The following is a 26,181-nucleotide window of genomic DNA, read 5'->3' as shown; positions in this document are numbered from 1 at the left end:
CCGGATGGCCCGTGTGACCCGCAAGTGATGCAACAATCACATCACGAAAATGGACGAGCCCGTGGTTTTGCGAGCTTCAAGGTCGCGATGTGCCTGCCCCGCGTCCTGCAGTGCATACCGCTGATTGATCTCGATGCTGATGCGCCCGGCCGCCACATGGCCGAACAGTTCATCGACCAGCTCCGCCTTTTCAACCGGATCGGCGATGTAGTCGGCCAGCCCCGGGCGGGTCACATACAGCGACCCCTTGCGGGCCAGAATTTGCGGATCGAACGGCGGGATCGTGCCGGAGGCCGTGCCGACGCAGACCATCAGGCCACGGCGCTTGAGGGAATCCAGCGAGGACATGAAGGTGTCCTTGCCCACGCTGTCAAATACGACACACACGCCCACACCGTTGGTCAGCTCACGCACGCGCTTGGCCACGTCTTCATGGCTGTAGTTGATCGTATGATCACAGCCGTGGGCGCGAGCGATTTCGGCCTTGGCATCGGTCGAAACGGTGCCGATCACCGTCAGCCCGAGCAATTTGGCCCACTGCGAAACGATCAGGCCCACACCGCCTGCCGCGGCATGCAGCAGCACGGCGTCGCCCGCCTTGAACGGGTAGATCCTGCGTACCAGGTAGGCGGCGGACAAACCGCGCATAGTCATCGCTGCGGCGGTCTCGAAACTGATGGCTTCCGGCAGCTTGATCAGCAGCGCGGCGGCAATCAGTCGCTCGGTGCTGTAGGCGCCCAGCGTGTTGGTGAAGCCCGTGTAGGTCACGCGGTCGCCGACCGTCAGATCGGTCACACCGGCACCGACGGCTTCGACTACGCCAGATGCCTCATTGCCAAGGCCGCTCGGGAGCGGGACCTTGTAGGTGCCTCCGCGGAAATAGGTATCGGCAAAGTTCAGACCGACCGCAACGTGGCGTACGCGCACCTCTCCCGGTCCGGGCTCGCCAACCTCAACGTCCTCAAAACGAAGGACCTCGGGGCCGCCGGGTTCGTAGAATTTAACGACTTTCGCCATGTTGTCTCCTGTTACGTATCAACTATTACCGTTCGCCGGTGACTCGCCAGCCTTTGTACTCACCTTGACTTCGTCACGATCGCGTCACGGAACGAATCCATAGAGGGGCAGCGGGCCCGGCTGAAAAAATGTATGCCTTTTACTTAAAAGGCCACCAGTGATCTCAGTGTCTTCGATGTGACGATTGAATCATCTGGCCGGGCGCCACTTGCCGCTTTACCTTGCATGCCTTGTACTTGACGTTTCACGACATGCCGGGATTACGTGGGGCGATGTGATGGTGGGGCGGCATCACTATGCCTGCCATGCATCCATAGCAAAGCGCTTCGTGAGTCAATGGCGAGTATTGCGCCGTTGGCGCAAACGCTGAAGCAATCCGCGCCGCAACCCGTCGAGCGGCATGCGTCTTCGTCACCAATGTTTTTGCAATCGGCAGTGTCGACAGCATGGATTCCCTCCGTTCATTGACTTGACATCGACCTCCCAGCAGGGGCGAGGCCATCGTGAGTGCATCTCCACATTACATTAATGTCGACAACAATAAAAATAGGGAGTTCCCCTATCAGTTGTTCCGGTGCGACTCAGTATTAGAATTAATGTCGACATCATTTTTTTCGACACATGATGGAACTTGTCATCGCGGCCGGGAGCCACGCACTGCCGCCGCCCGCAGAGCTTGATGCAAGGGATTACCAGAGCGCACCGGTTTTTTACCTATAGGCATAGACTCAACAGAAGAGGGGATAGCATGAAGAAAACGAGACTTGCGTTGTTACTGGCCGCCACCATCGCGTCCGCGCCGGCGTTTGCGCAGAGCAACGTCACCTTGTATGGCATCGTGGATACCGGCGTCGAGTTCATCACCAACTCCACGCCGACGGGAGGGTCTGTCGTGCGAGTGCCCGTTATCGGGGGCGGAGACGTGCCGTCGCGGTGGGGCATGACCGGTTCGGAAGACCTGGGTGGCGGTCTGAAGACCGTATTTACGTTGGAAAGCGGCATTTCCATGTCGAACGGGTCGATGCAGCAGGGCAATCGATTGTTTGGCCGACAGGCTTACGTCGGTTTGAGCAACACATGGGGCAAAATCCTGTTGGGTCGCCAGTACAGCATGCAGACGTGGGGGATGCTCCAAGCCAATATCATGGGCGCTACGGGGCTTGGTGGCTTGGGGTCGCTCGACAGCGGCATACTGGCGGACCGCTTCGACAACGCCGTGACGTATATGGGAACCTTCTCAGGGCTCACCGTGGGGGCGAACTATTCATTTGGTCGTGACTCCATGAGCTGCGCCGGTCAGAGTGGGAGCGATTCCATCGGCTGCCGGGGGATGTCCGGGATGCTCAAATATGACGGGAATCGCTGGGGCATCGCCACCACGTACGAAGAATTGCGAGGCGGTGCGGGCTCTACGGCGGCCACGCTCGTCCTTGGCGGGCCGGGCGTTGCGTTTACCAAATCCGGAGACACCGATCGCCGTTACCAATTCAACGGCTATTTGATGGCCGGCCCGGTAAAGCTCGGTGCAGGCTGGATTCATCGAGTCGTTCGCGGTGACGTCCAATCGGTCAAGACTGACCTGGAATATTTGGGCGCTTCCCTGCCGCACGGGGCGTGGGTGTTCGATACTCAGGTTTCCCACATCAGCAATAACACATTCCACTCAAACGGCTTGCTGAGTGTTGTCAGAGCCAACTATTTCCTTAGCAAACGTACCTCCGTGTACGGCATGGCCGCGTACATGAAGAACAGCGGCACAGGCGCTGCATATTCGGTCTCCGCCGGCACTGCGGTTCCCGCCGCTCCGGCCGCCGGCGGGAATCAGCTCGGCTTGGAGTTCGGTATGCGCCACACCTTCTGATCCGGCGTTCGCTACTGCCCGTCTACGGTACGTATCGATGCAGTGGACGGGCATCCTCGGATGGCGCGCACGTCGCCGTATGTGCGTTGGCGAAAAGGAACGCCAGTCCGCAACTCACTCAAGGAGGGCCAGTCATGAAGATCAACTCGCACGTCGACAAGATTCGCCGCATGGCTGCGCTCCGAAAGCGCCTCGACCCGTTGGCCGACTTCGAAATGTGGTTCTGGACCACATTGACTGCCAGCACCAACGTGTTCAACGCAACGCTTCATTTGATGGGCATCACGCGAGACGATCCGGTGTTTTCGACCATTCCCGGCGTACACGTCGTGCAACAACCCGACGGCAGCTACGCTCGCGAGTTGCGCGGACTCGGCGACGTCAGTCATGTGGGCTGGCCAAAAATCGAGGGAAACATGCCGGAGGCCATTCGGCAAATCGAGTATTCGGTATCTGTCATCGAACATCACCGGGATCCATGTATTCGCGGGGATCGCGTTGCTACGCAAGCCACCGTCAACGAATGCGAGCAGGCGTTTGGACACATCATGTGCACATTCGAGCAGGCATTGAAAGGGGCGACATATGAACGCTGAGAATCATCGGCGCAAAGCCGAGCGCATAGAGGCGTCGTTGAGGCATCTCGGCGCCGATGACTGGGAAATGAAAATCGAGGCCGCCATGCTGGCCGGGACGCACTGGGCAAACTACGCGCTGCATCGCCGTGGCGTCACGCCGGACAGTGAGGACATCGTCCACAATTCGATGCTCGTCGTGAACATGTTGCGCAAGTACTCCCTTGCCGCGGGCGAATTGCTGAGTGCGCTGACCGAAATCGAGGAGCTTCGCCCTTTGTACGTTCGGGGTGATGCGCCAGAGGGGTCGCGGGCCGCAACACGGGCCCTGGAACTGCTTCACTCGATCCGCGCGCTTGCCGAGCGCTCATCATGACCCATTCCGCGGCAAGCGTCGCATTCGAGGCGAGTCGAGGCGAACAGCGCTGCGCGTCGTAAGGCTGTCGCGCTCGTGGCGTCGAGTCGGTCCGGCAGCTGGCGCCGCACACCGCCATTGCATTTTAGCTATCGGTCGGGGTTGATTGCCGGCCAATTAATGTCGACATAAATAAATTTACCTGCTATCTTATCAATACAGGTGAAGGACAACAATCATTCACGGCTTGGTTGCGACGCTTGTCGGTGTGTTGGCGGCGGGCGTGGTGAGCTGATGAAAAGCCTGCCAGAGACAAGGAAATTTCATTCATGATGAAAGTAGAGAGACTGACCGCCTGCATTGGCGCCGAGGTGTCCGGCGTGAGCTTGGGAGATGCATCGCGTGATGCGTCGTTGTTCGCGGAACTCAAGGCGCTGTTGCTTCAACACCGCGTCCTTTTTTTCCGGGACCAGGATATCTCGCGTGCCGAGCATGTCGCTTTTGCTCGCCGGTTCGGGACGTTGGAAGACCATCCGGTTGCCGGAAGCGATCCGGATCACCCGGGCCTCGTGCAGGTCTATCGATCGGAAATCAAAAACCCCTACGAAAACAACTATCACTCCGACGGGCTCTGGCGCTCGAACCCATCGATGGGTGCTGTGCTGCGCTGCATCGAGTGTCCAGAGGTTGGGGGGGACACGATCTGGGTCAATATGGTCGAGGCGTACAAGCAGCTCCCTGACGACATCAAGCGACGTATCGCTGACCTGAGGGCGAAAAGCAGCATTGAACATTCGTTCGGTGCGGCGATGGACCCGGCAGAGCGCGCCAAGCTGGCAGCGCAGAATCCAGAGGTGGAGCACCCTGTCGTCCGCACGCACCCGGAAACCGGCGAAAAAACGCTCTACGTCTCCAGCTTCACAACGCATTTCGCGAACTACCACACCACTGACAATGTGCGTTACGGTTTGGACAAGACGCCCGGCGCGAGCCTTTTGCTGAACTATTTGCAGAGCCAGGCATCGATCCCTGAGTATCAGGTTCGTTTCCGCTGGAAGCCGAACAGTGTCGCCGTCTGGGATAACCGTTCGACGCAGCACTACGCGGTCATGGACTATTGGCCGGCGCCGCGCAAGATGGAGCGCGCCGGGATCGAAGGTGACAAGCCTTATTGATCGTCTGCTTGTCCCCGTGCGATTTTCCTGATGAGGCGGGATATTCGGCCGCCCGTGATCTCAGGTCAATCGCAGCCGGGCGCGTCTAGGTGGTTCCACGTCCGCCGGATGGGAGTTGGAAATTTCCGGCGCGCAAAGCGTCAGCGGCAGGGGCCGGGTTCACTCGGAACCCGTCGATTCCGGGTTTTTGTCGATAAGAAATACTGGCGCCTATAATGGCAGCGGATTAAATTCGAGGAAATTAAGTCCGCTATCACTATGGCCCGAAATAAAACGCAAAATCTCCCTGACCTTTCCGCGCTTCTGACGCCCAAGAATTCGTTGATGCTGGCGGTCGAGCGAGCGGTGCTGCGCGGGCAGGACTGGGCGACCGCCTCGGCACCGATTGCCGATCAGATCGCTGCCCGGCTGGCCGGCGTCATTACGCTGGATCTGGTGAAATCGGGACAACGCTTGCTGGAGACGGATATCAGCGAGGTGCTGCACGTCAGCCGTTCGCCGGTGCGCGAAGCAATGCGCATACTGGAGCGGGACCGTCTAGTCGAATTTCAGTCCAGGCGCGGGGCGATCGTGACCTCGCCCGACGAGCATGAGCTTCGCGACATATTTCACGTGCGAAGCGTACTTTACGTCACGATGCTGGAGCAGGTAGCGCGCGAAAATCCAGCCGAGCTCGAGGCGTTACTGACGACGCACCTCCCCAAGCTGATCAAGGCGGCCGACGAGTCTGCCGACGCCTATGCCGTGGAAAGTTTCCTCCTGAATTTCACTATGGTCAGTCTGTGCAGCAATCGGCTTCTGGTGGACCTCTTGCACTCAATCTCGCTGCGAACGCTGCGTTATGTCCGGCTGGGTTTTGTCGCAGAACCCCGAGCGATTCGAACCTCATTGCGTGACTGGCGGGCGCTGCAGAAAGCTGCGGTCCAGCGGGACAATAAGCTCCTGCTTTCCCTTGCCATCGGTCGCCTGGACGAAGCCAGGGATACTGCCGTACGCGCCATTGTCGAAAAGCCGGCATCCGGTCGGCGTTCACGTGCCACCACGGCGACGAAATCCGAAACTGAGAACATCGCGGCAAAGTAACCGCTTTCCGTGCGCTCGGGATCGTTAAGTCCTGATTGCGCGCGGCACTATCCGGCGCCCTCCCTGCCACTGTTGGGCCGTCTATCGCGGCCGCAATACCGCTCAAATTGTGTGTGATGATCCCGGAACAGAGGGAGGACGCATCACGCCCCCCCTTCGTCGTTGACCTCGTTTGCCGCTCGGCAAACCTCATTTCGCCACCGGGTTTTCCCCAAATCACACATCGCGAATCAACACTTCTTTCCTCGATACGTTCAGGAGGCGCCGGGAGCAAAATGGGATGGCGTACGTCGTCTCCCAAGTTGAGTTCCGAATGTGCTTGACGGTGTCCCACCAGGCAGGGCGCGTTCTTGTCACGAAGAGTTAAGTCCGAGACATCCAATGTAAAGCGGGAAGTGACGCAAGGCCAGATGATGCAATCGTGGTTCCAGACACTTGTTCAACGAAATGCTGGATCGCCTTCGCACTTCCATACCGAAGATGGTGCTGCAAATGGGTGCTAAAGCTTTCTCATCGGTTCGACATTTTCACTATTCACGTTTCAACTTGGAGATCCATCCATCATGAACTTCCTTGACGGCCACCTGTATCCCGAAAACCAGCAGCCCCTGATCATCACCGCCGCGCCCTACGCACCGGGCTGGATTCCCTCGGACTTCCCGGAAGATATCCCCATCACGATGGAGGAGCAGATCCAGAAGGCGGTGGATTGCTACGAGGCCGGCGCCACCGTACTGCACCTGCATGTGCGCGAACTCGACGGCAAGGGCAGCAAGCGCCTGTCCATGTTCAACGAGCTGATCGCCGGGGTGCGTGCCCGCGTGCCGGAAATGATCATCCAGGTGGGCGGCTCCATCAGCTTCGCGCCCGAATCCGACGGCCAGGCCGCAAAGTGGCTGAGCGACGACACGCGCCATATGCTGGCCGAACTCGAACCGAGGCCCGACCAGGTGACGGTGACCGTCAACACGACGCAGATGAACGTGACGGAGCACGCGGGTGAGGATGACTTCCGCGGCGTTTCCCGTGGCTTCCCGCACCTCTATTCCACCTACAAGGACATGATTGTTCCTTCGAATCCCAGCTGGGTCGAGGAGCACATCCGACGCCTGACGGCGGCCGGGATTCAAAGCGAGTTTCAGTGCTACAACATCAACAGCTTTGAAACGATCGAGCGGATGATTCGTCGCGGCGTCTACAAAGGGCCGCTGGTGTTGAACTGGGTGGCGATCAGCGGTGGCATGGATCAGGCGAACATCTACAACCTGGCCCACTTCCTGCGCGCGATGCCGGACGGCGCGGTGGTCACGGTCGAGAGCTCAGTGCTCAACGTGCTGCCCATCAACATGATCGGCATCGCCCTGGGCCTGCATGTGCGTTGCGGCATCGAGGATGTCCTCTGGAACCAGACCCGCACCGGGAAGATGAGCTCGGTCGAGCAGATCAAGCAATTGGTGCGTATCTCCGGCGAATTCGGTCGCCCCATCGCGACCGCGGCACAGGCGCGAGAGATCATGAAGATCGGGGTCTTCTATGAGACGGCGGACGAAACGCTTGCGGCCAATGGCTTCGCACCGAACCGCAAGGGCGCCAACCAGGGGTTCCTGCGCAAGCCGGACTAACGCTTGCGGGGGAGGGGCATCATCGGCGGTATGAGGGCGTCCGGCCTTGTTCAGAGACGGAGGCAAGCCGACGCTGACTCCCCTCCATACGCATACATTGACTGAATGCCTGGCATCGAACAATGCCTTTCGGTGGTCGGCTTATTCGGCCGTCGACATGAAAATGTTCTGCGTTTCCCCGGGTTTACGCCAAAGAAAAACGCGCCGTCGCCACGCTCAGACGGGTCTTTTTGAACGACATTTAATTAATGTCGCCAAAAATAAATTCAGATGCTATTCTGAAGTCTATGCTTGTCGTCGGGTCTGCGCGCTTGTTATCAAGATCTCCCGCGCTGCGAGAATCACCCGCCGAATGGGAGATAAATTGCGCTCCGGTGGGGCAGCAGCAATATGGATTTTCCGGCGAGCATCGAGTGCTGCACGCTGAGCAAATCGAGCTGATTTACCGTCAGCGAAAACGTGGTCAAGATGCTTGAAAAAAGTGTCGAAATCAGAAACAAGCACGGCGCACAAAGAATGCGACCGGCGATTTGGATGACCAGCAGGAAGAACCATTGCCGGTCATGGTGAAAAAGACTTGCTTCACGCGGGCTGACGACACCAGGCGGCAGGACTCAATATGATTTTCGAGAATCATTCGAGGAGACAGAAGTGAACGTATATACGAATAGCGCGATGCCGGCCGAGTCGGCTGCAGCGCCGAGTGGTGCCCGCGCCTACGCGTGGGTGGTATTTGCATTGATGTTTTGTCTTCTACTTTCCGACTACATGTCGCGCCAGGCGATCAATGCTCTGTTCCCCATCTTGAAAGTGGAGTGGCAACTCAACGACACCCACCTCGGCTCGATCAGCGGTATCGTGCCGTTGGCGGTCGGCGTGCTGACGCTCCCGTTTTCCATCGTCGCGGACCGCTGGGGGCGTGTCAAAAGTATTGCGCTGATGGTGGCGCTGTGGAGTGTTGCCACGCTCGGGTGCGCGCTTGCCGCCAACTACAACGAAATGTTCATCGCACGTTTGTTGGTTGGCGTCGGTGAAGCGGCTTACGGAAGCGTTGGATTCGCGATGCTTGTGGGCATTTTCCCCAAACACCTGCGCTCTACCATTGCCGGCGGCTTTACGTCTGCCGCGGCCTTCGGGTCTGTGCTCGGCGTTTCGCTTTCCGGCCTTGTCGCGACGCACTTTAGCTGGCGCTGGTCGCTGGGGCTGATGGCGGTTATCGGTTTCGTGTTGACCATCATCTACTACTTTGTCGTGACGGAGAAACGGCTCGCAAATGCGCGGCCGGCCGAGGAGCGCGCAACCCCGACGCCGGCACGTGTGAAGCTGACGCCCCGTGCGCTGTTCTCGGGTCTGTTCCCGTCCTGGTCTGTCCTGTGCGCATACCTTGGCTCTGCCTCGCAGATCTTCGTTCAAGGGACGCTTTTCGTGTGGCTGCCCAGCTATCTGAATCGCTATTGGGGCATGCCGGTCGGCAAGGCTGCCCTGGTGGCTGCCGGCCTTGTCCTTGTCAGCGGAATGGGTCAACTTCTGTGCGGGGTATTGACCGATCGCCTCAGCGGCACCTCTTCGCTCAAGCGATGGAACGTGGCCATTGGTTATTGCCTGGTTCTGGCTGTGCTGCTGACGGCTGCGTTCCGTCTGCCGCCCGGCAATCTCCAACTTGCGCTTCTCATCCCCGCCGTGTTCTTCCTGGCCAGTTCGTTCGGCACATGTGGCGCGATCATTGCAGAGGCCACGCCGTCGTCTATCCATGGATCGGCATTTGCCACGTTGACTCTGTTCAACAATATCCTGGGCCTCGCAGCCGGCCCGTTTGTCACCGGCATGGTGGCGGACGCGTTTGGCCTTCAGGCTGCCTTGCGCTTGTTGCCGATCGCGGCACTGCTGCCGCTCTCGGTGTACATCATTGGCCGGTGGCGTCACGTGGCGGAGGCGCGGCGCCGCGGCGTGTGATGCCGGTGTAGCACCCCTCGTCGTTCTGACATTGAGGGGGGGCCGTATTTCGAGTCGCCCGCTTCGGCACGATCCGCGAAGCGGGTGAATTTTGTTAACCTTCGTCGCGCCGCTCAACGCATCGTGCGTTACGAATTAATGCAGGGAGGCAAACATGAAACGTGAAGTGGTAATCGTCAGCGGTGTTCGGACGGCGATCGGTGATTTTGGCGGAAGCCTCAAAGACGTCGCGCCGACAGCGTTAGGTGCACAAGTGGTACGCGAAGTGCTCTCGCGTGCCGCCGTCGACGGAGGCGAGGTCGGCCATGTCGTCTTCGGTAATGTGATTCACACCGAACCGAAGGACATGTACCTGGCGCGCGTGGCCGCCATGGATGGAGGCGTGTCCGAGCACGCGCCGGCCTTCACATTGAACCGCCTTTGCGGTTCCGGATTGCAGGCCGTGATCTCCGCGTCGCAGAGCATTCTGCTGGGCGACGCTGACATCGCCGTGGCGGGCGGTGCGGAGAACATGAGCCGCGCCCCCCATATCGCACCCCAAGCGCGTTTTGGCACACGCATGGGCGACGCGACGCTCGTCGACATGATGGTCGGAGCGCTGACGGATCCGTTTCATCGCTTCCATATGGGTGTGACCGCGGAAAACATTGCCCGGCAATTCGGCATCTCACGCGAACAGCAGGACGCGTTGGCGCTTGAGTCGCATCGTCGCGCCGCGCGCGCCATTGCGCATGGCTATTTCAAAGATCAGATTCTGCCCATCACGCTCAATGGCAAGCGGGGAGCGACGGTTTTCGATACAGACGAACACGTACGCTTGAACGCGACGCTTGATGAATTCACGCGACTCAAGCCCGTGTTCGATCGCGACGCAGGCACGGTGACCGCGGGTAACGCGTCGGGCATCAATGATGCGGCGGCGGCGTTGTTGCTCATGGAGCGCGGGACCGCCGAGCGGCGCGGTGCACGGCCGATGGCGCGCCTGGTCTCCTACGCGCACGCCGGCGTGGACCCGAAGATCATGGGTATCGGCCCCGTGCCGGCGACCCGTGCGGCACTGGCGCGCGCGGGGCTCACCGTCGACGATCTCGACGTGATCGAGGCAAACGAAGCGTTCGCGGCGCAGGCATGTGCGGTGTCAAGCGAGTTGAAGCTCGACCCGGCCAAGGTGAACCCGAACGGTTCCGGTATTTCGCTCGGTCATCCGATCGGTGCGACCGGGGCATTGATTACTGTCAAAGCCATCCATGAGTTGCAGCGCGTGGGCGGACGCTATGCGCTGGTCACGATGTGCATCGGCGGTGGGCAGGGCATCGCTGCGGTGTTCGAGCGGATGTGAGTGCGTATGGGGTTGATGCGGCTGAACCGGGCAGGTTTGGCGAAGGCATCAACCCATCGTCACGAGATCGTGCCTTTTCAGGGGCACGATCTATCTCCCTCACGCTCGACCGCGTTTCCCACAGACGGCTAAAGCGGCCCCCAGAGGGGGGGCCTGCGTTGTCGCGTGTGCGCGGGCAGGCACTAGATCGAATCGCTGGCTGAACTGCTCGACGAGATGTGCACCGATTGGCAGCGCGGAGGTGGCCGCCGGGGAAGGTGCATTGCAGACATGCAAGCTGCGCTTGGACGAGCGGATCAGGAAGTCATGCACCATGCTGCCGTCTGCCATCACGGCCTGTGCGCGTACGCCGGACGGGTACGGATCAAGGTCGGACAACTCGAGTTCCGGACAGTATCGGCGGCACAGTTCGAGATAGCCGCGTTTCCACAGCGAGTTGCGCATCTCGGTGAGTCCCGAAGCGCCATGCTTTCCGAGCATCTTCCAGAAGCCCGGGAACGTTGCCATGCCGGCGAGATCCTTCAGGCTTGCATCGCGCCAGCGATAGCCTTCGCGCGCCAGCGCCAGCACGGCGTTGGGACCCACGGTGACATATCCGCCGATCATGCGCGTCAGATGCACGCCGAGAAACGGCAGCGCGGGATCCGGCACCGGATAGATCAGGTGGTTCACGATGTCGTTCTTCGAGGCCGGCAAGCGATAGTATTCGCCGCGAAACGGCACGATCCGGAAATCGAGATCGACCTTGCACATCTTCGCCAGGCGATCCGCCATCAGTCCTGCGCAAACGATCGCGTGTTTTGCCCGGAACCGGCCGCCCGAGGCCTCTGCGGTAATGCCGTTATCGTCCTCGTGAAGCGCATCGACACGCTGGTTCGGCAAAATCTGCGCACCACGCGCTTGGGCGAGTCGCGCCATCGTTGCGGTCATGCCCGGATAGTCTGCAATACCGCTGGAGGCCACGCGGATCGCCGCACGCCCCGCAATGCGCGGCTCGAGTGCCCTCAGCGCCTTTTCGTCGAGCATCTCCGGCTCGAGCCGGTTCTGCTGGCACCGCGTGTACAGCGCCTTCAGTCGTTCCATTTCGACGTCTTCGGTCGCGACGATCAGCTTGCCGCATTGCTCAACGCGCACGTCGTGGCGGCGAGCGAACGCATAGGTCGCGGCCGCGCCTTGCCTGCAGAACTCGGCCTTGAGGCTGCCCGGTGCGTAGTACACGCCGGCGTGGATCACCCCGCTGTTGTGCCCGGACTGGTGCGCGGCGAGCGCCGCTTCCTTTTCCAGCAACAGCACGCTCAGGCCGGGATGACGCTCGATCAGCTGCATGGCCGTCGACACGCCTACGATGCCACCGCCCACGATCAGGACGTCCGCGTCATATCCGCGGTGATTCAGTTCCGTCGTCATTTCGAGAACACTCCACGTTGGCGCATCAACTCACGATGCAGTGACGGATGCTTCTGGAACGGCGCCCGACCGTGCAGCCAGAAGTAGTTGTTTAGAACCACGAGATCGCCCACGGGCAAAGGAACTTCGCGCGTTGCGGCAGCGGCTTCCATCGATGCGGACAAGTCATGCAGATAAGTCGCTTCGGCGCCGGAACGGGGCTGTACGAACTGGTCGATGAACGACATCGACAGGCCATACTCGCTCTGGAAGAAAACGGGCCGCTCGATCTGAGCGTTGACATTCTTCGAACCCGGTGCCTTGTAGAGAAACGGCCGCGTGGCCAGGGGATCGTTGAGGAAAGTGTCCCGCTCGCTCCAGTCGTCGAGATGCATAAAACGCGACTCGCCGCCGACGGCGTTCTCCTCCGCGAACTTCATCATGAGCAGCCATTCGGTCGGCTCGTCGACAAAGGTGCCGTCCGTGTGGAGCGTGAACAGGCGGTATGCCTGGCGCAGATAGGAGTCGCTGTTGTCGGTGTCTTTGACAAGGAAGCGAGCGTAGTAGGTACCCGACATGGCGTCGTGATTCGCCGGTCCGAGCAGGAAGCCGACGGCGGTGCCGAAGCGCACGAAATCGCTGTGATCAGCGGTGGCGTTCAGCACGCCCAGCGTGAAGCCCCCGGTGGCACGGTCCTGGACGAGTTTGCGAAGCGTGGGCGCGAAGTCGGCGCCGACGGCACGCTCTAGCGCCTGCGCCAACATAAAGCGCATGAAGGGGACGTATTCGAGGTTCTGGAGGTCGACGTCTTTGACCGAGGCGAAGAATTTCTGCAACGCATCAGGGCGTACGGTGATGTGACGCAAGCGCTTATGATGCGGATGGCGCTCGATCGAGAACTTCAGTTGCGAATCGACCGACGGGATCGTCGGCAGTGCTGTGACGGAGTTCATGATGGTGTCCTTGCGAGGTAAGTGATGCCATTTGACTCCGTATTTGTAATTCGTTAAACACGTACAAAATGAATTTTTATTCGTGGATTAAGATTAAACATGATCGATAGCCGGCAACTGAAGCTATTCGTCGCATTGGCCGAAGATCTGCACTTCGCTCGCGCAGCGGACCGGCTCGATATCGCACAATCGGTACTCAGTCAGCAGATCAAGCGGCTGGAAACCGATCTCGGGGTTCGGCTTCTCAACCGCAACAAGCGGGCGGCGATCACGCTCACCGATGCGGGCAATGTTTTCCTGGTCGAAGCCAAGGCCGCACTGCGCCAACTGGAGCGCGCCGATCGGATTGGGCGTCTGGCTGCGAGAGGCGAAGCCGGCCGCGTTGCGCTTGGCTACATCGGATCGGCGGTCACGACCGGGCTGCTGCCCGATACGCTCAAGGCGTTCAGGAGGGTGAGCCCGGACGTCCGTATGCACATTGTGGTGATGGAAACACCGACGCAACTGGAGCGCTTGTCGGACGGGAGTATTGATGTCGGTTTCATCCGGCCGCGCGCGCACTATCCCGACGGGGTCACAGCCCAGGTGGTTCAGCGTGAACGCTTGTTGATTGCGCTGCCGGCGGACAGCCCGCTCGCGCGAATGAAAGCCGTGAAGGCTGCCCAGTTGCGCGGCGCGTCATTCATCGCGCCGCAGTTCAACGAGGCCGCCGGCTTCGTGGAAGACTTGGCCCGGCTTGGCCGTGTGGGGGGGTTCGATGCGCAACCGGAGTATCGGGTCAACGATTTCATTACGGCCGTGAGCATGGCGTCCGCGGGCTACGGCGTCGCCCTTGTGCCGCAATCCATCGGCGGATTCGCCCAACCCGGCGTGGTGTTCAAACCGTTAAGCGACTTCGAAAAACAGGTCGAACTCGCGGTGGCCTATAGGGTTCGCGAGCATTCGCCCTGCGTGCGGGGGTTCATCGATGCAGCCTTGTCATACGGGGGGCTCGCCAAGCGCCCCCGTGTCGGGAAATGATAAGCGCACGGCAGGAATGGTCAAGTCAGACAAGCATAAGCGACGTTAGACTGCGGCCAGCCATTGACGGATGGCGCAGGCGTGGCGTTGATCCAAACGTCACCTCTTCATCGGCATGACAGCGCCGCGACCGGCACGGCCGCGCGCTTGTCAGCTTGTTAGACGGAGCGTAGCGATGAGTTCGACGAATATGCAGCCTGTGGCCGATCGGCATTTCGACCTTTCAGGCCTGACAGCGGTCGTCACCGGTGCAGGATCGGGTTTGGGTCGGCAGGCGGCACGTACGCTGGCCGCGGCCGGTGCGCAGGTTGCGCTGCTGGGTCGGCGCGCCGATCCGCTGAAAGAAACGGAAGCCATGATCATACGGCATGGCGGCGTCGCGCGTCATTTTCCGGTCGATGTCTCGGACACGTCAGCGGTGGATCTGGTGTTCGACGACATCCAGCGAACGATGGCGCCGCTCTGGGCGCTTGTCAACAATGCGGGCACAGGCGGTCGCGCCGCGTTGATCGATGTCGACGCGCAAATGTTCGATCGCGTGTTCGGCGTCAATACGAAGGCCGCGCTGCTGACGGCAACGGCGTTCGCGCGACGGCTGGTTGCCGGTCAGTTGCCGGGGCGCATCATCAACATCTGCTCGCTCGCCGCGCAAACGCACACGCCGAATCTCTCGATCTATGGCGCGAGCAAGGCGGCGCTCGAACACCTCACACGGTCGATGGCTCACGAATGGGCGGGCCACGGGATCAACGTCAACGCGATCAATCCGGGCTTCATCGAAACCGACATCAATCGCGCGATGCTTCAGACGCCGGCCGGTCAGAAGATTGTCGACGGATTGCCGCGCCGACGGCTCGGCACGCCCGAAGCGCTCGACGATGCGGTGTTGCTGCTGGCCTCGCCGAGCAGCGATTTCATCACCGGCGCGACGCTGTCGGTGGATGACGGGCAGCGCTTCGTGATGGGGTGATTCGTACGACTCGCGTGGGGGCGGCGAACCGTTTTCGGAGGTGTCATGCCGCTCCGATCCGTCAAGGACTGTAGTGGTCAACTGATCCCGGACACGGTGTTAAGTTTTTCTTCCGCAACAGCCGGTGCCAGTCCGTCATTGAACTGATGGGGTCGTATCCAGTTGTACCGGTGCATCAAGTATCGGCTGATATCGCGATGTGCTTCCTGTGCCGACATGTACGCGCTCTGCGGTGTCGGAGAATGGTCGAGTGCACCGGCTAAAGAGGGGGGGGGCATGCGGCCGAATCGGGTATTTTCCGCGATGATGAGTCCGCATTCAATCTTCAGCGGAAAAAATGAGTGCGTGTTTAGCCGAAGCGCCCGCTTAGAGGGGCGCTTCGGCTTGGCTGTGGACGAATTACTTCATGTACTTGACGGTGACTATACCTGCGATGTTGTTCTTGCCGCGTTCGTAGTCCGGATTGAATGTTGCGAGTTTGTGGGCTGCCATGCCGATGGCTGCCCCTACGCCTAGAACCGCGGCCGGGCCGAAGCTGGAGACCACCGAGGCAGATCGGTATTCCGTGTACACCCGGCATTTCATTCCCGATTTCTCAATGCGCCCTTCGATTCTTTCGACGACTTGCCCGATATCGGCTACACCGACCACCTGAAACGACGAATGGCAGATGATTAGGTGGTCGAGTTCGGCGGTAGTGAGTTCGTCAGAGGCGTACTTCTTCATGTCGACGGACATGTCCAGATTCCTCATGCAGTTAGTGTGATCGATTTTGGTGGGCTAGCCGGGTATAAGGGCTGGGCACTTTTGACGCGTAGCCCGTATACCCGAATTCGCCGCTTGAAGTGAACTAGCTGGGCAGCTTCCCCTGCTCGCACCAGATTCTCCATTCGCTAAGTTGGTCAGAGGTTACGATCGCGTCGGCGCCGTTTTCTTTGCGGAAGGCTGAGGTCCATTTATCAACGCAGTTCGGTTTGCTACCAGCCGATTGTGCAGGGGCGTTCGCAGCGATGTTTTGATTTGCGGCCGCGCTGTTGCGGCACTCTGCGTGCCACATTTCGCGTTGATCAGGCGTCCACAAATTCGTGGATGTTCGTTCATAAGCACCAAGCTTATGCGCCAAGCAGTCGTTGACCTGTTCACTGTCGGGCATTGCTTGCCCATCGCGGTACTCGTGTTCGAAGATGAGCTTGCCTGAGTTGTCCCATCGCTGTGCGATGCCCTGCAGCTTGCCGTCGACAAAGTCGGCGCGACTGATCAAACGTCCTGACTCAGGGTCGAAACCGTCTTGACGGCCCAACTGTTTGCCTCCGCTGAATGTTGCTTTCATGGTTACTTGGCCGCCTTCAGCCGCATATCGAGTGTAGGGCCCGTCCAATTGGCCGTTGACATACGTGGCTTGGAGGATTCGGTTGCCAGTGTTTTCATCGAATCCTTCCTCAGCACCGGTCAGCAGGCCCTTGTCCCAGTGAATGACGTGTACTCGCTTCTTGGTTGACGGGCTGAAGATCTCTTGCGTGCCGTCAGGCTGCCCGTCCACGAAGGCTACCTCTGAGATGACCTGGTGGTTCCCGCCAGGCACGTAAGACGTAAGTTTGCCGTCGAGTTTCCCGCTCGAGAATTTCATCGTGAGCAAAACGTTCTGGGTGCTCGCGGTGCTGCACGTTGTTGAGCCGTCAAGAAGCCCGTTCCGAACCTTTGCATCGCAGAAGACACCGACCGTTTCACTCGCCCCGCTATAGAAGTAAGCCAGACTCGAAGCCCGCGCTGGACCGAAGTCCAATTGAGGCAAGCTTTTTCGGACGACGTTCGAGAATTTCGCGAAGCTGCCGAGGTTGTCGAGGATGGCCCCATTGGGGACGTTTGTCAGTTTTCCCGAGAAGGGTTCATTGGCTCCCTCGGCGTACACCTTGCCGTTCACAATTTGAGCGTTTCTGAAGTCGAGAGACTTGTTGCCGCAAGCGCTGAGATTTAATACGAGTGCGGCTGTTGCCACACAAGTGATCCCCGTGATGATCTTGGTTTTCATATCCGTGTTTTGGGTTGTGAGAGCTGGCTGATGTTTGTGCTTCTTGTTGCGGAGACTGCTATTGCGGTGTGGGCCGTTCGTTTGAGACAGAACCGCCCGCGCTTTCCAATTCAATTGATTCCAGGCACGTTGCAAGTAGTGCAGGAGTCACGAGGCCTTGTGCATGCAGTGCCACCAAACGCTCACGTCGGCGCTCAACTGGGTAGGTCGAGTCGCCTACGAACTGCCACACGACGTCGAGCATTTCCAGGTATGCCCGGCGGCGCTGTATCCGATAAACCGGGATGATCATCGGGCCCAGAAGCAGGCTGGCGATTACCCAGCCGAGAGTGGGAAGACCGACGCGACTGAGGTGCAGGCGGCGTAAATCGAGCGCAATCGTCAATGCGATTGCGCTGGCGACCAATGCCCACCAAAACAGTCCCATGTCGCGCCCTTTATGGAGTTTTCCTAAATATAGCGTATACGCATACGGAATATGCGGTATGCGTATATAAAATCGGCCGCATGGCCCATCCAATTCACGACTCGAGGTATCAGCGAATCGCCGGACTGTTGGCGGAGCTCCGCAGATCGCGCGGACTGCTGCAGCAGGACGTGGCGGACCGACTTGGCCGACCGCAGGCGTTTGTGTCGAAGGTCGAGAGCGGTGGCCGTCGCGTTGACCTGATCGAGTTGCTCGACTTTCTGCGAGTCCTGGATGCAGATCCGCATGAGTTCATCGACCGTGTGATTGACGTCCCCATGACGGAACTGCCTCGTTGATGTTGCCGCTCAATAGTCCTCCGGTAACAGCAACGTCGTTGCCGACCTGTCTGCTTCAGTAATTACCCATACCCTTTCGCCGGTCGGCAGCGCGTAGCTAGATAGGATGCGAAGCCCGTATGCCATGGCGTCATAGTTCTCGCGACGGTCGGACTCGTTGACTTCTCCCCAGTCGCCCCGGGCGTGTCGTCTGATCAGATCCCAATGCGAGACCTTGGCTGTTTCGAGTGCGTTCAGCGCCGCCGGAGTCGCAAAGACTTTACCAAGTCGAAAGTGCGCGACGATTGGAGGGAACGTGGATGTGGTCATGCCTTCTCCCTGATTTCGTAATGAATGGACGCGTGCATGCCTCCAACGCAGGTCGGATTGATTTGCAACGCAGGACTGGTTGAGACGCGGCTGGGCTTATGCCGCGGTTGTGGCGGTTGACGACACGATTCGACGTCGCAGGTTTGTGGCTCTCGCTTGGGAGCAGCGAAGGTGCCGACGTATGTCGGCTACCGTCGGCCTAACGTGTCCAGCAGCAATTGCCTCCAGCACCTGGGCCGTATCGTCTGGTTTGGTGGTTGTCTGAGTCGCGACGATGGGAGGCTCGGGTTCGGGGTGTGACTCGTGGCCGAGTAACGCGGAGTCGTGCGACTCCGAGCCGAATCCGTCTAGGGCGCTTGCGTGACTGACCAGTGAGTCGATGGGCTTGCCCGAAAGGCCTGCATCCCGAGAGGCAAGAGCCACTACCCACGAAATACACGCAATCCACTCCAGAACTGCGCTGACCGCCAAACTGATCGCCAAATCCACGACCGTTACGGAGCCTCCTAGCCATGGTGCAAGACGACTGGTCACCGGATCCTCTGTTGCTGCGCGGCGCTGACGATCGTTTTGCTGGGAGATCTCCTGTTGGGCGCGGGCTTCATCGGAGGCCGCGTCGATGGCGGCCAGTCTTGCCTCCAAGACTCTGCGACTAGCGAGTAGCGTCGCACAGTCACGACCGCATCGTCTTGCCTCGTTTCTGGCAAGTGCATCAACGATGTCGGCGCGCCTGGTCAATATCTTCGACAAGCTTTCAGTCTGGGCGACTGGCACCACGCTGATGGACGCACCGCGCTCCATGCCTGCGTGGCGCTGAGCCAACAGGAAGAACGTGGCGTGACCGTAGCAGGTCGCCAACATGCATCCGCCCCAAAGAAGCCGTGACGCGACTCGGGTCGAGCGCGGCATTGAGCGATTGATTGCTGGTAGCCAGTGAGTTCCAAGCACGAGGATGATTCCGAGGGCGATCCAGATCAATCGCTCGAACATCAAGCCCCCGCGCTGCCATCCCGCTGCAATGCTGAGACTCAGAGCGACAAGCGTGGCGGCGCTCGCGAGGATTCTGGCTACTTGCCTCCTCGGGGGCAGATGGGTGATTTTCATAGTGTCACGCCACCAGTTTCATGGCTTCGTCCCAGGCCCGTTGCTTGATCGCCGCTCCAGCGCCGAACCAGGCAGCGTCCAGGCGATGGTCGTTCGTGCGAGCGCGACGGTGGTGATCAACGAACTCCGTGATGCTATTGACCATCCCCCAGGCCGTGCCTGATGCAGATGCCAGCTCGGCCCCTCGGCCCCTTCCGTTGAACAGGTCCAGCACGTTGCGAATGGCTCTGTCGTTTTGAGACACGCCGGTCGGATCGTTGGCCGTTGAAACCGCATAGGTAAGGACCCGGCTAAAGAATTTCTCCGCCGCAGCCTGATCCACCTTCCGCCCTGCGAGTGCCTTGCTCTTCGCCATGAAGATCTCCCAGGAAGAAACGGCGACGCCCAACTGTCGCTTGACCGCTTGCGCATTGAACTGGCTTCGGTGGGCGACTTTGACCGCACCGGTGCCGTCTTCCAATGCGATCGAAAGCGTGTTGTTGCACACGACTCGAACTGAAGTGAATTGGGCCGTCGTTGCGAGGGTTCCGTCACACGCGGTCGCGAGCAGCAGGTAGCCGTTCACTTCGTCACGACCCTTGAGGGTGGTGCTTTGCCCAGTGCGCGCAAGTGCCCAGAACTTGCGGCCTTCCTTGAGGACACCGGCCGTTTCAAGTTCGAAACCACCCACCTCAGTGAGATCTCGGTAGAACTCAAGGATCTCGCCGGGTTGAACGACCTGATAGCGCTTCGATACGACGGAAAGAGGTGCTTTCGTGTCAGAGCGGTAGAGAACCTTCTGGTCCGGGTAGGTAAGAATGGAGCCGGATTCGGTGGAACCATCAATGAAGCGAACGTCCGCAGCATCGATTTGCCAGTTCATACCGGCTTGTTCCGCCCAGACTTCTATGGGTTGATTGGGGGAGAGTTGGTTGCCCAAGCCGTGCCACGGCGTTGCGTTGATGTAGGCCATCGATTGAACGAGATGCATGAAATTGCCCCTGAAAATGCATAAAGCCCGGCGCCATGGCCGGGCTTTATGCTGGTTGGTGAGGTAGCTGCAGGATTAGGAGAGGGGGTATTGCGGGTGAAATGTGTGTCCGCAATCGAGACACTTCAGGTTATCGAGCACGTTTTGGTCAATGACTTCGCCCAAGGCCGCACCCGCTGCGCACCCGGATGTGCCGCCGATGAGGCATCCGACAATTGCGCCAGTAAGGCCGCCGAGCAATGCACCGACTGGGCCTGCGATCAGCCCGATCGATGCGCCAGTCTCGGCGCCGGCGAGTGTCATTGCTGCGCCACCCACTGCACCAGCAATTGCGCCGGCAGTTCCGCCAATCTTTGTAGCTCGATCAAGTGACTCGCATTGTCCGGACTGACATCGCGGGCATTGGATCTTCATAATTTTGGCTCCAAATTGAACGTCAAGGTCGGGGGAGGGGCGTTTCCGGCAACGGCTTCCCGCATTCAATTTGGTGATATGTGATCCAAAAAATCTTGAATACAGTGCTCCGCGACTCCATAGAGCGTGGGCAAAACACCTACGTAGGCGCTAGGGGCGGCGACCACTATTGTGTTGACCGTGAATTCAGCGTTATGGGAGATCGGCTAACGTGGACCGGCCAGCCTTTCGTATGCACCTTCGATCCATAATTTATGGCATCGGTCGTCAAAATCCTCACGTTGGCCTTGTGTGCGAGGCGGCGACCGGTTGAATCCACAAGCGATTTCGGTCGTTCCTCTGGTTTGCCACCAAAGTCCGCTTGTTGGCGAGACGCGGGCAGCAGACGTTTCGTTTGGTTCGCCGCTGATCATTTGGCATCGTCATCAAGATGCCACAAGTGTTCAAACTGCGTCTACTCTAAGCGCTGAAGATTGTTTGGCTAAAGCCTGGAGCGGCTGCGGAGGCCCAAGAGTGGAGCGCGGCAAAGAACTAGCGAGATGACCCCAGCGGCTTGACTAGTCTGTATGATGGCGAATAGGAATCAATATAAAAATCATCCAATGCGGTGAATCAGGGCCAACGCGCAGAGCCCGGTATCCGCATGGTTCCAGGGAGGAGATCTGTGCCGAAGCAACTTACGTTTCTACTCGACACCAATGTCCTAATACCGCTGCAAGACTCGTTTGCCATCCTATGTGACAACCTAGCAAATTTCCATCGGCTGGCTCTTGTCGGCGGCCACAAGCTGGTCTATCACCCCGCTAGCATCGAAGACTTCGAAAGGGACACCGACCGTGGTCGGCGCGCCAGGAATTTGGAGCACGTCCGCCGGTACCCAGCTCTAGATCGCCCCGTTAAATGCCCCTGGAACACGCCGGCAACGAGCCCGAACGACGCCTGCGACAACGAAATTCTATATGCCCTTGAGTGCGACGCGGCGCATGCGCTCGTCACGGAAGACAAGAGGCTTCTGACAAAAGCTCGAGCGCGCGGTCTGGGTTACCGAACCTACAACATCCAAACCGCCGAAGACTGGCTGCGGCGGCTGCATCAGCCGTTTGATGTCGCGCTGCCCAACATCGACGATGTACCACTGCACAGCTTGACGCCAGAGCTTGTGGGCGCCTTCTTCAACAGCCTGCGTGCGGGTTATGCCGGTTTCGATGATTGGTTCCGAAAAAAGGCCAGAGAGAACCGAAAGGCGTGGGTCTATCGGGACGAGACCGGCATACTCGGCGCCATCTGCGTGTACGACGTTCAGATCGACGAGGTCATTACCAACGAGGGCAAGCGCCTTGACGGCAAGGCCCTGAAGCTCTGCACATTCAAGGTCGGCCAGAGCGTCCGTGGACGCAAGATTGGCGAGCTCTTCCTGAAGGCCGCATTCCGCTACGGGACCGAGAACGCCTGCGAACATATATTCATCCACGCCGATGTGGAAAAGCATGCCTACCTCGTGAACCTTCTTGTTGACTTCGGCTTTGACGATGCCGGCTCCTATGGGGCGGACCGGGTCTTCGTCAAGCAGCACCCGATCAACGCTCCAGATATAGCGGGACTCTCTGCACTCGAATTTGTCCGACGCTTCTACCCCCACTACCGGTGCGGGCATCAGGTCCAGAAGTTCCTGGTACCGATCCAGCAGGAATTCCATCGGATACTTTTTCCCGACTATCAGGCGCTTCAATCCCAGCTCTTTGCACCCCGAGGGAGCGCGGGCAATGCAATCAAGCTGGCCTACCTTTGCCATGCGGCATCGAAACAAATCAAACCAGGCGACGTGCTGCTGTTCTACAGGTCAGAGGATGAGCAGGCAGTTACCTCGCTCGGCGTCGTGGACCAGTTTGCAGTACTTAGCGATGCGGCTAGCATCGCCGCCATGGTCAGCAGACGCACCGTTTACAGCATCAAAGAGATTGAAGAGATGGCGACTCGGCCAACGAAGGTCATCCTCTTTAGGCTTGTAAAGCATTTCTCAGCACCGGCCGCACTCAAGCGTCTTCTAGATGACGGAGTGGTCGCTGGCAACATTCAATCTATTACCAAGATTTCCGATGACGCGTTTTCAAGAGTGCTTGCGGCCGCAGGGGCCTAGAGCCGTGTTGCTTTCCGTCAAGCCAAGGTTTGCCGAGCAGATACTCGCCGGGACTAAAAAAGTGGAGTTTCGTCGGTCATGGGCGGCCGAGCATGTTGGCTTGGCTGTCGTCTATTCCAGCTCTCCGGTCCAGTGCCTGGTCGGCATCGTCGAGATCGAGGGCGCGGTTGTCGGGTCGCCTGCGTCCGTCTGGACGAGATGTCGCGCGCGCGGGCCGGGTCTCGAACGCCAGGAACTGATGGAATATTTCGTTGGCAAAGACCAAGCCTATGGCATCTTGCTGGGCCAGATGACCCGTCCGGAGAAGCCGATTCGGCCGAAGTCGCTATTCAGGGGGTTTCGCCCGCCGCAGTCCTTTCGCTACTTGACTGCAGCCGAACTGCGTCGAATCGGCAAGCAGTTCGGCATTGTCGAGGAACCCGAATGACCATCTTCGTCGCAGGAGTCCATGGCGCGGGGAAGACCTTTGCCACCAAACCGGCCTGTCAGAAGCTGGGGCTGGTGCACGCCACCGCCAGTCAACTCATCAAAGATGAGCGCGGACAGGCTACGTGGGACGGCGCGAAGATGGTATCCGACGTAGACCAGAACCAGGTCGCGCTCATCTCGGCCGCCAGACGCATCCGAGAAAGTGGCGCGACGCTCGTGATAGACGGCCACTTCGTGCTCCGACGAGCACCAGGTATCCATGAAAAGCTGCCTATCGACGTGTTCCGGGCACTGGAGTGCTCGGCTGTCGTACTGATCCGCAGTCCGGTGCGAGTCCTGCTCGAGCGTCTGCATGCAAGGCAGGACGCTAGCTGGGCTGAGGAAGAATTAGCCGAGTTTAGCAAGGCCGAGGAAGTCCACAGCGCAGAGGTAGCCGAGGTGTTGGGCATTCCCTTGAAGACTCTCAATTCGCCAACCACCCAGGAGGTAGAGACTTGGTTGAAGCGCCTATCGAAAGGTGCGGGCGTCTCTCGCCAATAGCCGAGGGTCGAAGGAGAGAAAATTGCGTTGCCTCTTTTGCAAAGCCGACTCGTCAAGCTCACGGTCCAGAGAGCACATCGTGCCTGAGTCCTTCGGAAATACTGAGCATGTGCTCGAGCCTGGCATCGTCTGCGACGGTTGCAACAACTACTTGGCGCGCGAGGTTGAGAAGCCGATCCTTGACTCCCTATACTTCAAGGAACGCCGTTTCAGCGCCGTCATCCCGAACAAGCGGGGACACGTCGTCCCGCTAGATGGTTTTCATCTGGAGTAAGGCACGCGCATTCAGGTTTACGTGGACACTGGAGCGGGCATCTGCGTTGGCGCTCATCCAAACGCTGACGAAGCGCCGTTCATCAAGACGCTGTTGGGGCGGTCTCAAAGAAGCTTGGTATTCCCAATAGCTATTTGTCCTGAGGAACGCGTCCTTGCCCGTTTTGTCGGAAAGGTCGGTCTCGAAGTACTGGCATCTCGACTCTTACAAGCTGGCCAGTCGCATGAAGAAGTGGTTGACGAGCCAGCCCTTGACGAGCTCAGGAATTTCGTCCGCCGAGGAAGCGGACCGCGCCAGTGGCCCGTCGCCCGACGGCAGTTGTACTCACCAGATACGGTCTTCTCAGGTGACGACGAAGACCATGAGATTCTCCACGAATATGAACTGCTTCTGAGGGCAATTGACAAAGCCAACGACCTCTATGCCGTCTACATTTCTTTGGTGCTCTTTGGGGAAGAGTTTGTCCTCAACATGTGTGGCCCTACACTCAATGGCTTCGAGGCTTGGCGGGCAAACGCAGAAGGCTGACTGGTAACGCGTTGTGCGATTGGGTTTTGTGCACCGAATCCATAGGCGCCAAGGACCGCAACTGAATCGCCCCGGCTTTCGAGGAGGCCGGTTGGTTTAAGTTAATGCAAGCGCTTCAGCAGTATTTCTGAGTTGCCCGTAGTAGTCTGCCTCAGCCTCGGCTGGCGGGATATAGCCCAGCGGTTCCATCAGCCGATGATGGTTGTACCAAGCGACCCATTCCAGAGTTGCAAGCTCGACGGATTCCCTTGTTTTCCAAGGCGCGCGTGGGTGAATCAGTTCGGTTTTGTACAGGCCGTTGATCGTTTCCGCCAGGGCGTTGTCATAACTGTCGCCGCGGCTGCCGACCGATGGCTCAATGCCCGCTTCGGCAAGTCGCTCGGTGTACCGAATGGAAACATATTGCGATCCCCTGTCGGAATGATGGATCAGCGTCCCGTCGCCGCCCGGTTGGCGGGCGTACAGCGCCTGTTCAAGCGCATCAAGTACGAAGTCGGTGCGCATGGTACGACTCACCCGCCAGCCAACGATGCGCCGCGCAAACACGTCGATGACGAACGCCACGTACAGCCAGCCCTGCCATGTTGAAACGTAGGTGAAATCGGAAACCCAGAGCTGATTCGGCCGGTCGGCCTTGAATTGGCGATTGACCCGGTCCAGCGGGCGAGGGGCCGAGACATCGGGAATCGTCGTGCGAACCCGTTTGCTGCGAACCGCGCCTTGCAATCCCAGCCGCTGCATCAATCTTTCGACCGTGCAGCGGGCCACCCTAATTTGCTCCCGATTCATCTGTTTCCAGACCTTGTCTGCGCCGTAGACCCGCATGTTGGCGTGCCAGACACGCTGGATTTCCGGGCACAGCACGTCATCACGCTTTGCTCGGGCGCAGCGCTTCGATGGATCGCGAAGCTGGGCAGCATGGCGCCAGTAACCCGACGGGGCAATCCGCAAGACCTTGCAGATCGGCTCGACCCCGAAGGTGTCGCGATGCTGATCGATGAAGGCCTTCAGGACTTGAAGCGGCGGTCGAGCTCCGCCTGGGCGAAAAACGCGCTGGCCAGTTTGAGAATCTCGTTGGTCTTGCGCAATTCCTTGTTCTCGCGCTCCAGCGCCTTCAGGCGCTCACGCTCGCTCGTGGTCAGGCCGGCACGTTCGCCATTATCGATCTCGCCGCGCCTGACCCAATCATTCAGTGTTTGCGGCGTGCAGCCGATCATCGGCGCAATCGACTCGATCGTCGCCCACAGCGAAGGATGCTCGCTACGCTGCTCGCGCACCAGGCGCACTGCGCGCTCCCGGACTTCCGGGGAAAACTTGCTCGATTTCTTGTTCATGGCTCCATTTTCTCAAGAGTTGGAGCCTCCTCCAAATCC

26 protein-coding genes, 1 pseudogene and 1 other annotated feature are annotated in these 26,181 nt (G+C 59.2%); of the genes and pseudogenes, 16 read left to right on the top strand and 11 right to left on the bottom strand.

Annotation, left to right across the window (positions count from 1 at the left end):
• Positions 1–36 precede the first annotated feature (36 nt).
• Together W930_RS0109210 and W930_RS30060 are read right to left on the bottom strand one after the other, a co-directional pair.
• Positions 37–1,017 carry a quinone oxidoreductase gene (locus tag W930_RS0109210; RefSeq protein WP_023594709.1) on the bottom strand — a complete coding sequence of 327 codons (981 nt, stop codon included), beginning with the start codon at positions 1,015–1,017 and terminating at the stop codon, positions 37–39.
• Between the two features lie 244 nt (positions 1,018–1,261).
• Positions 1,262–1,465 carry a hypothetical protein gene (locus W930_RS30060; RefSeq protein WP_144347236.1) on the bottom strand — a complete coding sequence of 68 codons (204 nt, stop codon included), beginning with the start codon at positions 1,463–1,465 and terminating at the stop codon, positions 1,262–1,264.
• A gap of 300 nt (positions 1,466–1,765) precedes the next feature.
• On the opposite strand from W930_RS30060, the gene W930_RS0109205 reads away from it, so the two are divergent.
• The 8 genes from W930_RS0109205 (at position 1,766) to bktB (ending at position 10,980) form a co-directional block, all read left to right on the top strand.
• Positions 1,766–2,878 carry a porin gene (locus W930_RS0109205; protein WP_023872042.1) on the top strand — a complete coding sequence of 371 codons (1,113 nt, stop codon included), beginning with the start codon at positions 1,766–1,768 and terminating at the stop codon, positions 2,876–2,878.
• Between the two features lie 215 nt (positions 2,879–3,093).
• Positions 3,094–3,474 (top strand): hypothetical protein, encoded by a 381-nt coding sequence (locus W930_RS0109200; protein WP_235195530.1) that lies wholly within the window; start codon positions 3,094–3,096, stop codon positions 3,472–3,474.
• Positions 3,464–3,829: a hypothetical protein gene (locus W930_RS0109195; protein ID WP_023594712.1), complete on the top strand. Its 366-nt coding sequence runs from the start codon at positions 3,464–3,466 to the stop codon at positions 3,827–3,829. The genes W930_RS0109200 and W930_RS0109195 overlap by 11 nt, the downstream gene beginning before the upstream one ends.
• Before the next feature lie 311 nt (positions 3,830–4,140).
• On the top strand, positions 4,141–4,983 hold the full coding sequence (locus W930_RS0109190; protein ID WP_023872041.1) for a TauD/TfdA family dioxygenase: 843 nt from the start codon (positions 4,141–4,143) through the stop codon (positions 4,981–4,983).
• A gap of 258 nt (positions 4,984–5,241) precedes the next feature.
• A complete protein-coding gene (locus W930_RS26755) occupies positions 5,242–6,066 on the top strand; it encodes a GntR family transcriptional regulator (RefSeq protein ID WP_023594714.1) in 825 nt (274 codons plus the stop codon).
• 563 nt (positions 6,067–6,629) lie between these two features.
• Positions 6,630–7,688, top strand: a complete 1,059-nt coding sequence (locus W930_RS0109180) for a 3-keto-5-aminohexanoate cleavage protein (protein ID WP_023594715.1) — start codon at positions 6,630–6,632, stop codon at positions 7,686–7,688.
• Positions 7,689–8,363: 675 nt separating this feature from the next.
• Positions 8,364–9,641: an MFS transporter gene (locus tag W930_RS0109170; RefSeq protein WP_023594716.1), complete on the top strand. Its 1,278-nt coding sequence runs from the start codon at positions 8,364–8,366 to the stop codon at positions 9,639–9,641.
• Positions 9,642–9,795: 154 nt separating this feature from the next.
• Positions 9,796–10,980 carry a beta-ketothiolase BktB gene (gene bktB, locus W930_RS0109165; protein ID WP_023594717.1) on the top strand — a complete coding sequence of 395 codons (1,185 nt, stop codon included), beginning with the start codon at positions 9,796–9,798 and terminating at the stop codon, positions 10,978–10,980.
• 99 nt (positions 10,981–11,079) lie between these two features.
• On the opposite strand, the gene lhgO is transcribed toward bktB, so the two are convergent.
• Together lhgO and glaH are read right to left on the bottom strand one after the other, a co-directional pair.
• Positions 11,080–12,387, bottom strand: coding sequence for an L-2-hydroxyglutarate oxidase (gene lhgO / locus W930_RS26750; protein WP_023594718.1), 1,308 nt, complete (start codon positions 12,385–12,387; stop codon positions 11,080–11,082).
• A complete protein-coding gene (gene glaH / locus W930_RS0109155) occupies positions 12,384–13,319 on the bottom strand; it encodes a glutarate dioxygenase GlaH (RefSeq protein ID WP_023594719.1) in 936 nt (311 codons plus the stop codon). The genes lhgO and glaH overlap by 4 nt, the downstream gene beginning before the upstream one ends.
• 99 nt (positions 13,320–13,418) lie before the next feature.
• Here glaH and W930_RS0109150 point away from each other — a divergent pair, with 99 nt between their 5' ends.
• Complete coding sequence (locus tag W930_RS0109150) at positions 13,419–14,339, top strand: LysR substrate-binding domain-containing protein (RefSeq protein WP_023594720.1); 921 nt, start codon at positions 13,419–13,421, stop codon at positions 14,337–14,339.
• A gap of 175 nt (positions 14,340–14,514) precedes the next feature.
• Positions 14,515–15,309 (top strand): SDR family NAD(P)-dependent oxidoreductase, encoded by a 795-nt coding sequence (locus W930_RS0109145; protein WP_023594721.1) that lies wholly within the window; start codon positions 14,515–14,517, stop codon positions 15,307–15,309.
• Between the two features lie 77 nt (positions 15,310–15,386).
• Here W930_RS0109145 and W930_RS29555 read toward each other — a convergent pair.
• The 4 genes and pseudogenes from W930_RS29555 to W930_RS30055 form a co-directional block, all read right to left on the bottom strand.
• Positions 15,387–15,542 (bottom strand): annotated as a pseudogene (locus W930_RS29555) (IS3 family transposase); the annotation flags it as partial.
• A 166-nt stretch (positions 15,543–15,708) separates the two neighbouring features.
• The gene (locus W930_RS0109140; RefSeq protein ID WP_023594722.1) at positions 15,709–16,047 is read right to left on the bottom strand and encodes a hypothetical protein; all 339 of its coding nucleotides are present in this window, start codon (positions 16,045–16,047) and stop codon (positions 15,709–15,711) included.
• 112 nt (positions 16,048–16,159) lie between these two features.
• On the bottom strand, positions 16,160–17,338 hold the full coding sequence (locus W930_RS26745) for a toxin-antitoxin system YwqK family antitoxin (protein WP_023594723.1): 1,179 nt from the start codon (positions 17,336–17,338) through the stop codon (positions 16,160–16,162).
• Positions 17,339–17,396: 58 nt separating this feature from the next.
• The gene (locus tag W930_RS30055; RefSeq protein WP_144347238.1) at positions 17,397–17,765 is read right to left on the bottom strand and encodes a hypothetical protein; all 369 of its coding nucleotides are present in this window, start codon (positions 17,763–17,765) and stop codon (positions 17,397–17,399) included.
• Between the two features lie 80 nt (positions 17,766–17,845).
• On the opposite strand from W930_RS30055, the gene W930_RS0109125 reads away from it, so the two are divergent.
• Positions 17,846–18,103 (top strand): helix-turn-helix domain-containing protein, encoded by a 258-nt coding sequence (locus W930_RS0109125; protein ID WP_023594725.1) that lies wholly within the window; start codon positions 17,846–17,848, stop codon positions 18,101–18,103.
• 9 nt (positions 18,104–18,112) lie between these two features.
• On the opposite strand, the gene W930_RS0109120 is transcribed toward W930_RS0109125, so the two are convergent.
• Both W930_RS0109120 and W930_RS0109110 read right to left on the bottom strand, forming a co-directional pair.
• A complete protein-coding gene (locus W930_RS0109120; protein WP_023594726.1) occupies positions 18,113–18,412 on the bottom strand; it encodes a hypothetical protein in 300 nt (99 codons plus the stop codon).
• Positions 18,413–19,520: 1,108 nt separating this feature from the next.
• On the bottom strand, positions 19,521–20,486 hold the full coding sequence (locus W930_RS0109110; RefSeq protein ID WP_023594728.1) for a DUF932 domain-containing protein: 966 nt from the start codon (positions 20,484–20,486) through the stop codon (positions 19,521–19,523).
• Between the two features lie 1,078 nt (positions 20,487–21,564).
• Here W930_RS0109110 and W930_RS0109100 point away from each other — a divergent pair.
• From W930_RS0109100 to W930_RS30045, 5 genes are read left to right on the top strand one after another with little or no spacing between them, the layout of a single operon-like run.
• On the top strand, positions 21,565–23,037 hold the full coding sequence (locus W930_RS0109100; RefSeq protein WP_023594730.1) for a GNAT family N-acetyltransferase: 1,473 nt from the start codon (positions 21,565–21,567) through the stop codon (positions 23,035–23,037).
• Between the two features lie 4 nt (positions 23,038–23,041).
• Entirely contained in the window at positions 23,042–23,464 is a 423-nt protein-coding gene (locus tag W930_RS30050; RefSeq protein ID WP_025250417.1) for an ASCH domain-containing protein, read from the top strand.
• Positions 23,461–24,006 (top strand): ATP-binding protein, encoded by a 546-nt coding sequence (locus tag W930_RS30425; RefSeq protein WP_023594732.1) that lies wholly within the window; start codon positions 23,461–23,463, stop codon positions 24,004–24,006. The genes W930_RS30050 and W930_RS30425 overlap by 4 nt, the downstream gene beginning before the upstream one ends.
• A complete protein-coding gene (locus W930_RS31120; protein WP_369798646.1) occupies positions 23,984–24,280 on the top strand; it encodes an HNH endonuclease in 297 nt (98 codons plus the stop codon). The genes W930_RS30425 and W930_RS31120 overlap by 23 nt, the downstream gene beginning before the upstream one ends.
• Positions 24,281–24,301: 21 nt before the next feature.
• Positions 24,302–24,808, top strand: a complete 507-nt coding sequence (locus W930_RS30045) for a hypothetical protein (protein WP_144347242.1) — start codon at positions 24,302–24,304, stop codon at positions 24,806–24,808.
• A 96-nt stretch (positions 24,809–24,904) separates the two neighbouring features.
• On the opposite strand, the gene W930_RS0109075 is transcribed toward W930_RS30045, so the two are convergent.
• Positions 24,905–26,142, bottom strand: a protein-coding gene (locus W930_RS0109075) for an IS3 family transposase (RefSeq protein ID WP_152552656.1) whose coding sequence is annotated in 2 segments (ribosomal slippage) — positions 24,905–25,851 and positions 25,851–26,142 — 1,239 coding nt in all. Because the reading frame shifts where the segments join, the coding sequence is not laid out codon by codon here.
• Positions 25,745–25,861, bottom strand: a sequence feature (AL1L pseudoknot). Its footprint overlaps the gene before it by 117 nt.
• Positions 26,143–26,181: the final 39 nt, after the last annotated feature.

This window comes from Pandoraea sp. E26, from assembly GCF_000681415.1.
GTDB lineage: Bacteria > Pseudomonadota > Gammaproteobacteria > Burkholderiales > Burkholderiaceae > Pandoraea > Pandoraea pnomenusa.
Note: the sequence above shows the minus strand (reverse complement) of the source record. Positions and strands in the feature narration are given on the sequence as shown.

Bases quoted from the DNA above. Each gene is read 5' to 3' on its own strand.
- W930_RS0109125 (WP_023594725.1), top strand. From the start codon at position 17,846: ATGGCCCATCCAATTCACGACTCGAGGTATCAGCGAATCGCCGGACTG.
- W930_RS0109205 (WP_023872042.1), top strand. From the start codon at position 1,766: ATGAAGAAAACGAGACTTGCGTTGTTACTGGCCGCCACCATCGCGTCC.
- W930_RS0109110 (WP_023594728.1), bottom strand. From the start codon at position 20,486: ATGCATCTCGTTCAATCGATGGCCTACATCAACGCAACGCCGTGGCAC.
- W930_RS30060 (WP_144347236.1), bottom strand. From the start codon at position 1,465: ATGCTGTCGACACTGCCGATTGCAAAAACATTGGTGACGAAGACGCAT.
- W930_RS0109190 (WP_023872041.1), top strand. From the start codon at position 4,141: ATGAAAGTAGAGAGACTGACCGCCTGCATTGGCGCCGAGGTGTCCGGC.
- W930_RS0109145 (WP_023594721.1), top strand. From the start codon at position 14,515: ATGAGTTCGACGAATATGCAGCCTGTGGCCGATCGGCATTTCGACCTT.
- W930_RS0109180 (WP_023594715.1), top strand. From the start codon at position 6,630: ATGAACTTCCTTGACGGCCACCTGTATCCCGAAAACCAGCAGCCCCTG.
- bktB (WP_023594717.1), top strand. From the start codon at position 9,796: ATGAAACGTGAAGTGGTAATCGTCAGCGGTGTTCGGACGGCGATCGGT.
- glaH (WP_023594719.1), bottom strand. From the start codon at position 13,319: ATGAACTCCGTCACAGCACTGCCGACGATCCCGTCGGTCGATTCGCAA.
- W930_RS0109120 (WP_023594726.1), bottom strand. From the start codon at position 18,412: ATGACCACATCCACGTTCCCTCCAATCGTCGCGCACTTTCGACTTGGT.
- W930_RS26745 (WP_023594723.1), bottom strand. From the start codon at position 17,338: ATGAAAACCAAGATCATCACGGGGATCACTTGTGTGGCAACAGCCGCA.
- W930_RS0109170 (WP_023594716.1), top strand. From the start codon at position 8,364: ATGCCGGCCGAGTCGGCTGCAGCGCCGAGTGGTGCCCGCGCCTACGCG.
- W930_RS30425 (WP_023594732.1), top strand. From the start codon at position 23,461: ATGACCATCTTCGTCGCAGGAGTCCATGGCGCGGGGAAGACCTTTGCC.
- W930_RS0109140 (WP_023594722.1), bottom strand. From the start codon at position 16,047: ATGTCCGTCGACATGAAGAAGTACGCCTCTGACGAACTCACTACCGCC.
- W930_RS0109195 (WP_023594712.1), top strand. From the start codon at position 3,464: ATGAACGCTGAGAATCATCGGCGCAAAGCCGAGCGCATAGAGGCGTCG.
- lhgO (WP_023594718.1), bottom strand. From the start codon at position 12,387: ATGACGACGGAACTGAATCACCGCGGATATGACGCGGACGTCCTGATC.
- W930_RS0109210 (WP_023594709.1), bottom strand. From the start codon at position 1,017: ATGGCGAAAGTCGTTAAATTCTACGAACCCGGCGGCCCCGAGGTCCTT.
- W930_RS30055 (WP_144347238.1), bottom strand. From the start codon at position 17,765: ATGGGACTGTTTTGGTGGGCATTGGTCGCCAGCGCAATCGCATTGACG.
- W930_RS26755 (WP_023594714.1), top strand. From the start codon at position 5,242: ATGGCCCGAAATAAAACGCAAAATCTCCCTGACCTTTCCGCGCTTCTG.
- W930_RS0109150 (WP_023594720.1), top strand. From the start codon at position 13,419: ATGATCGATAGCCGGCAACTGAAGCTATTCGTCGCATTGGCCGAAGAT.
- W930_RS0109200 (WP_235195530.1), top strand. From the start codon at position 3,094: ATGTGGTTCTGGACCACATTGACTGCCAGCACCAACGTGTTCAACGCA.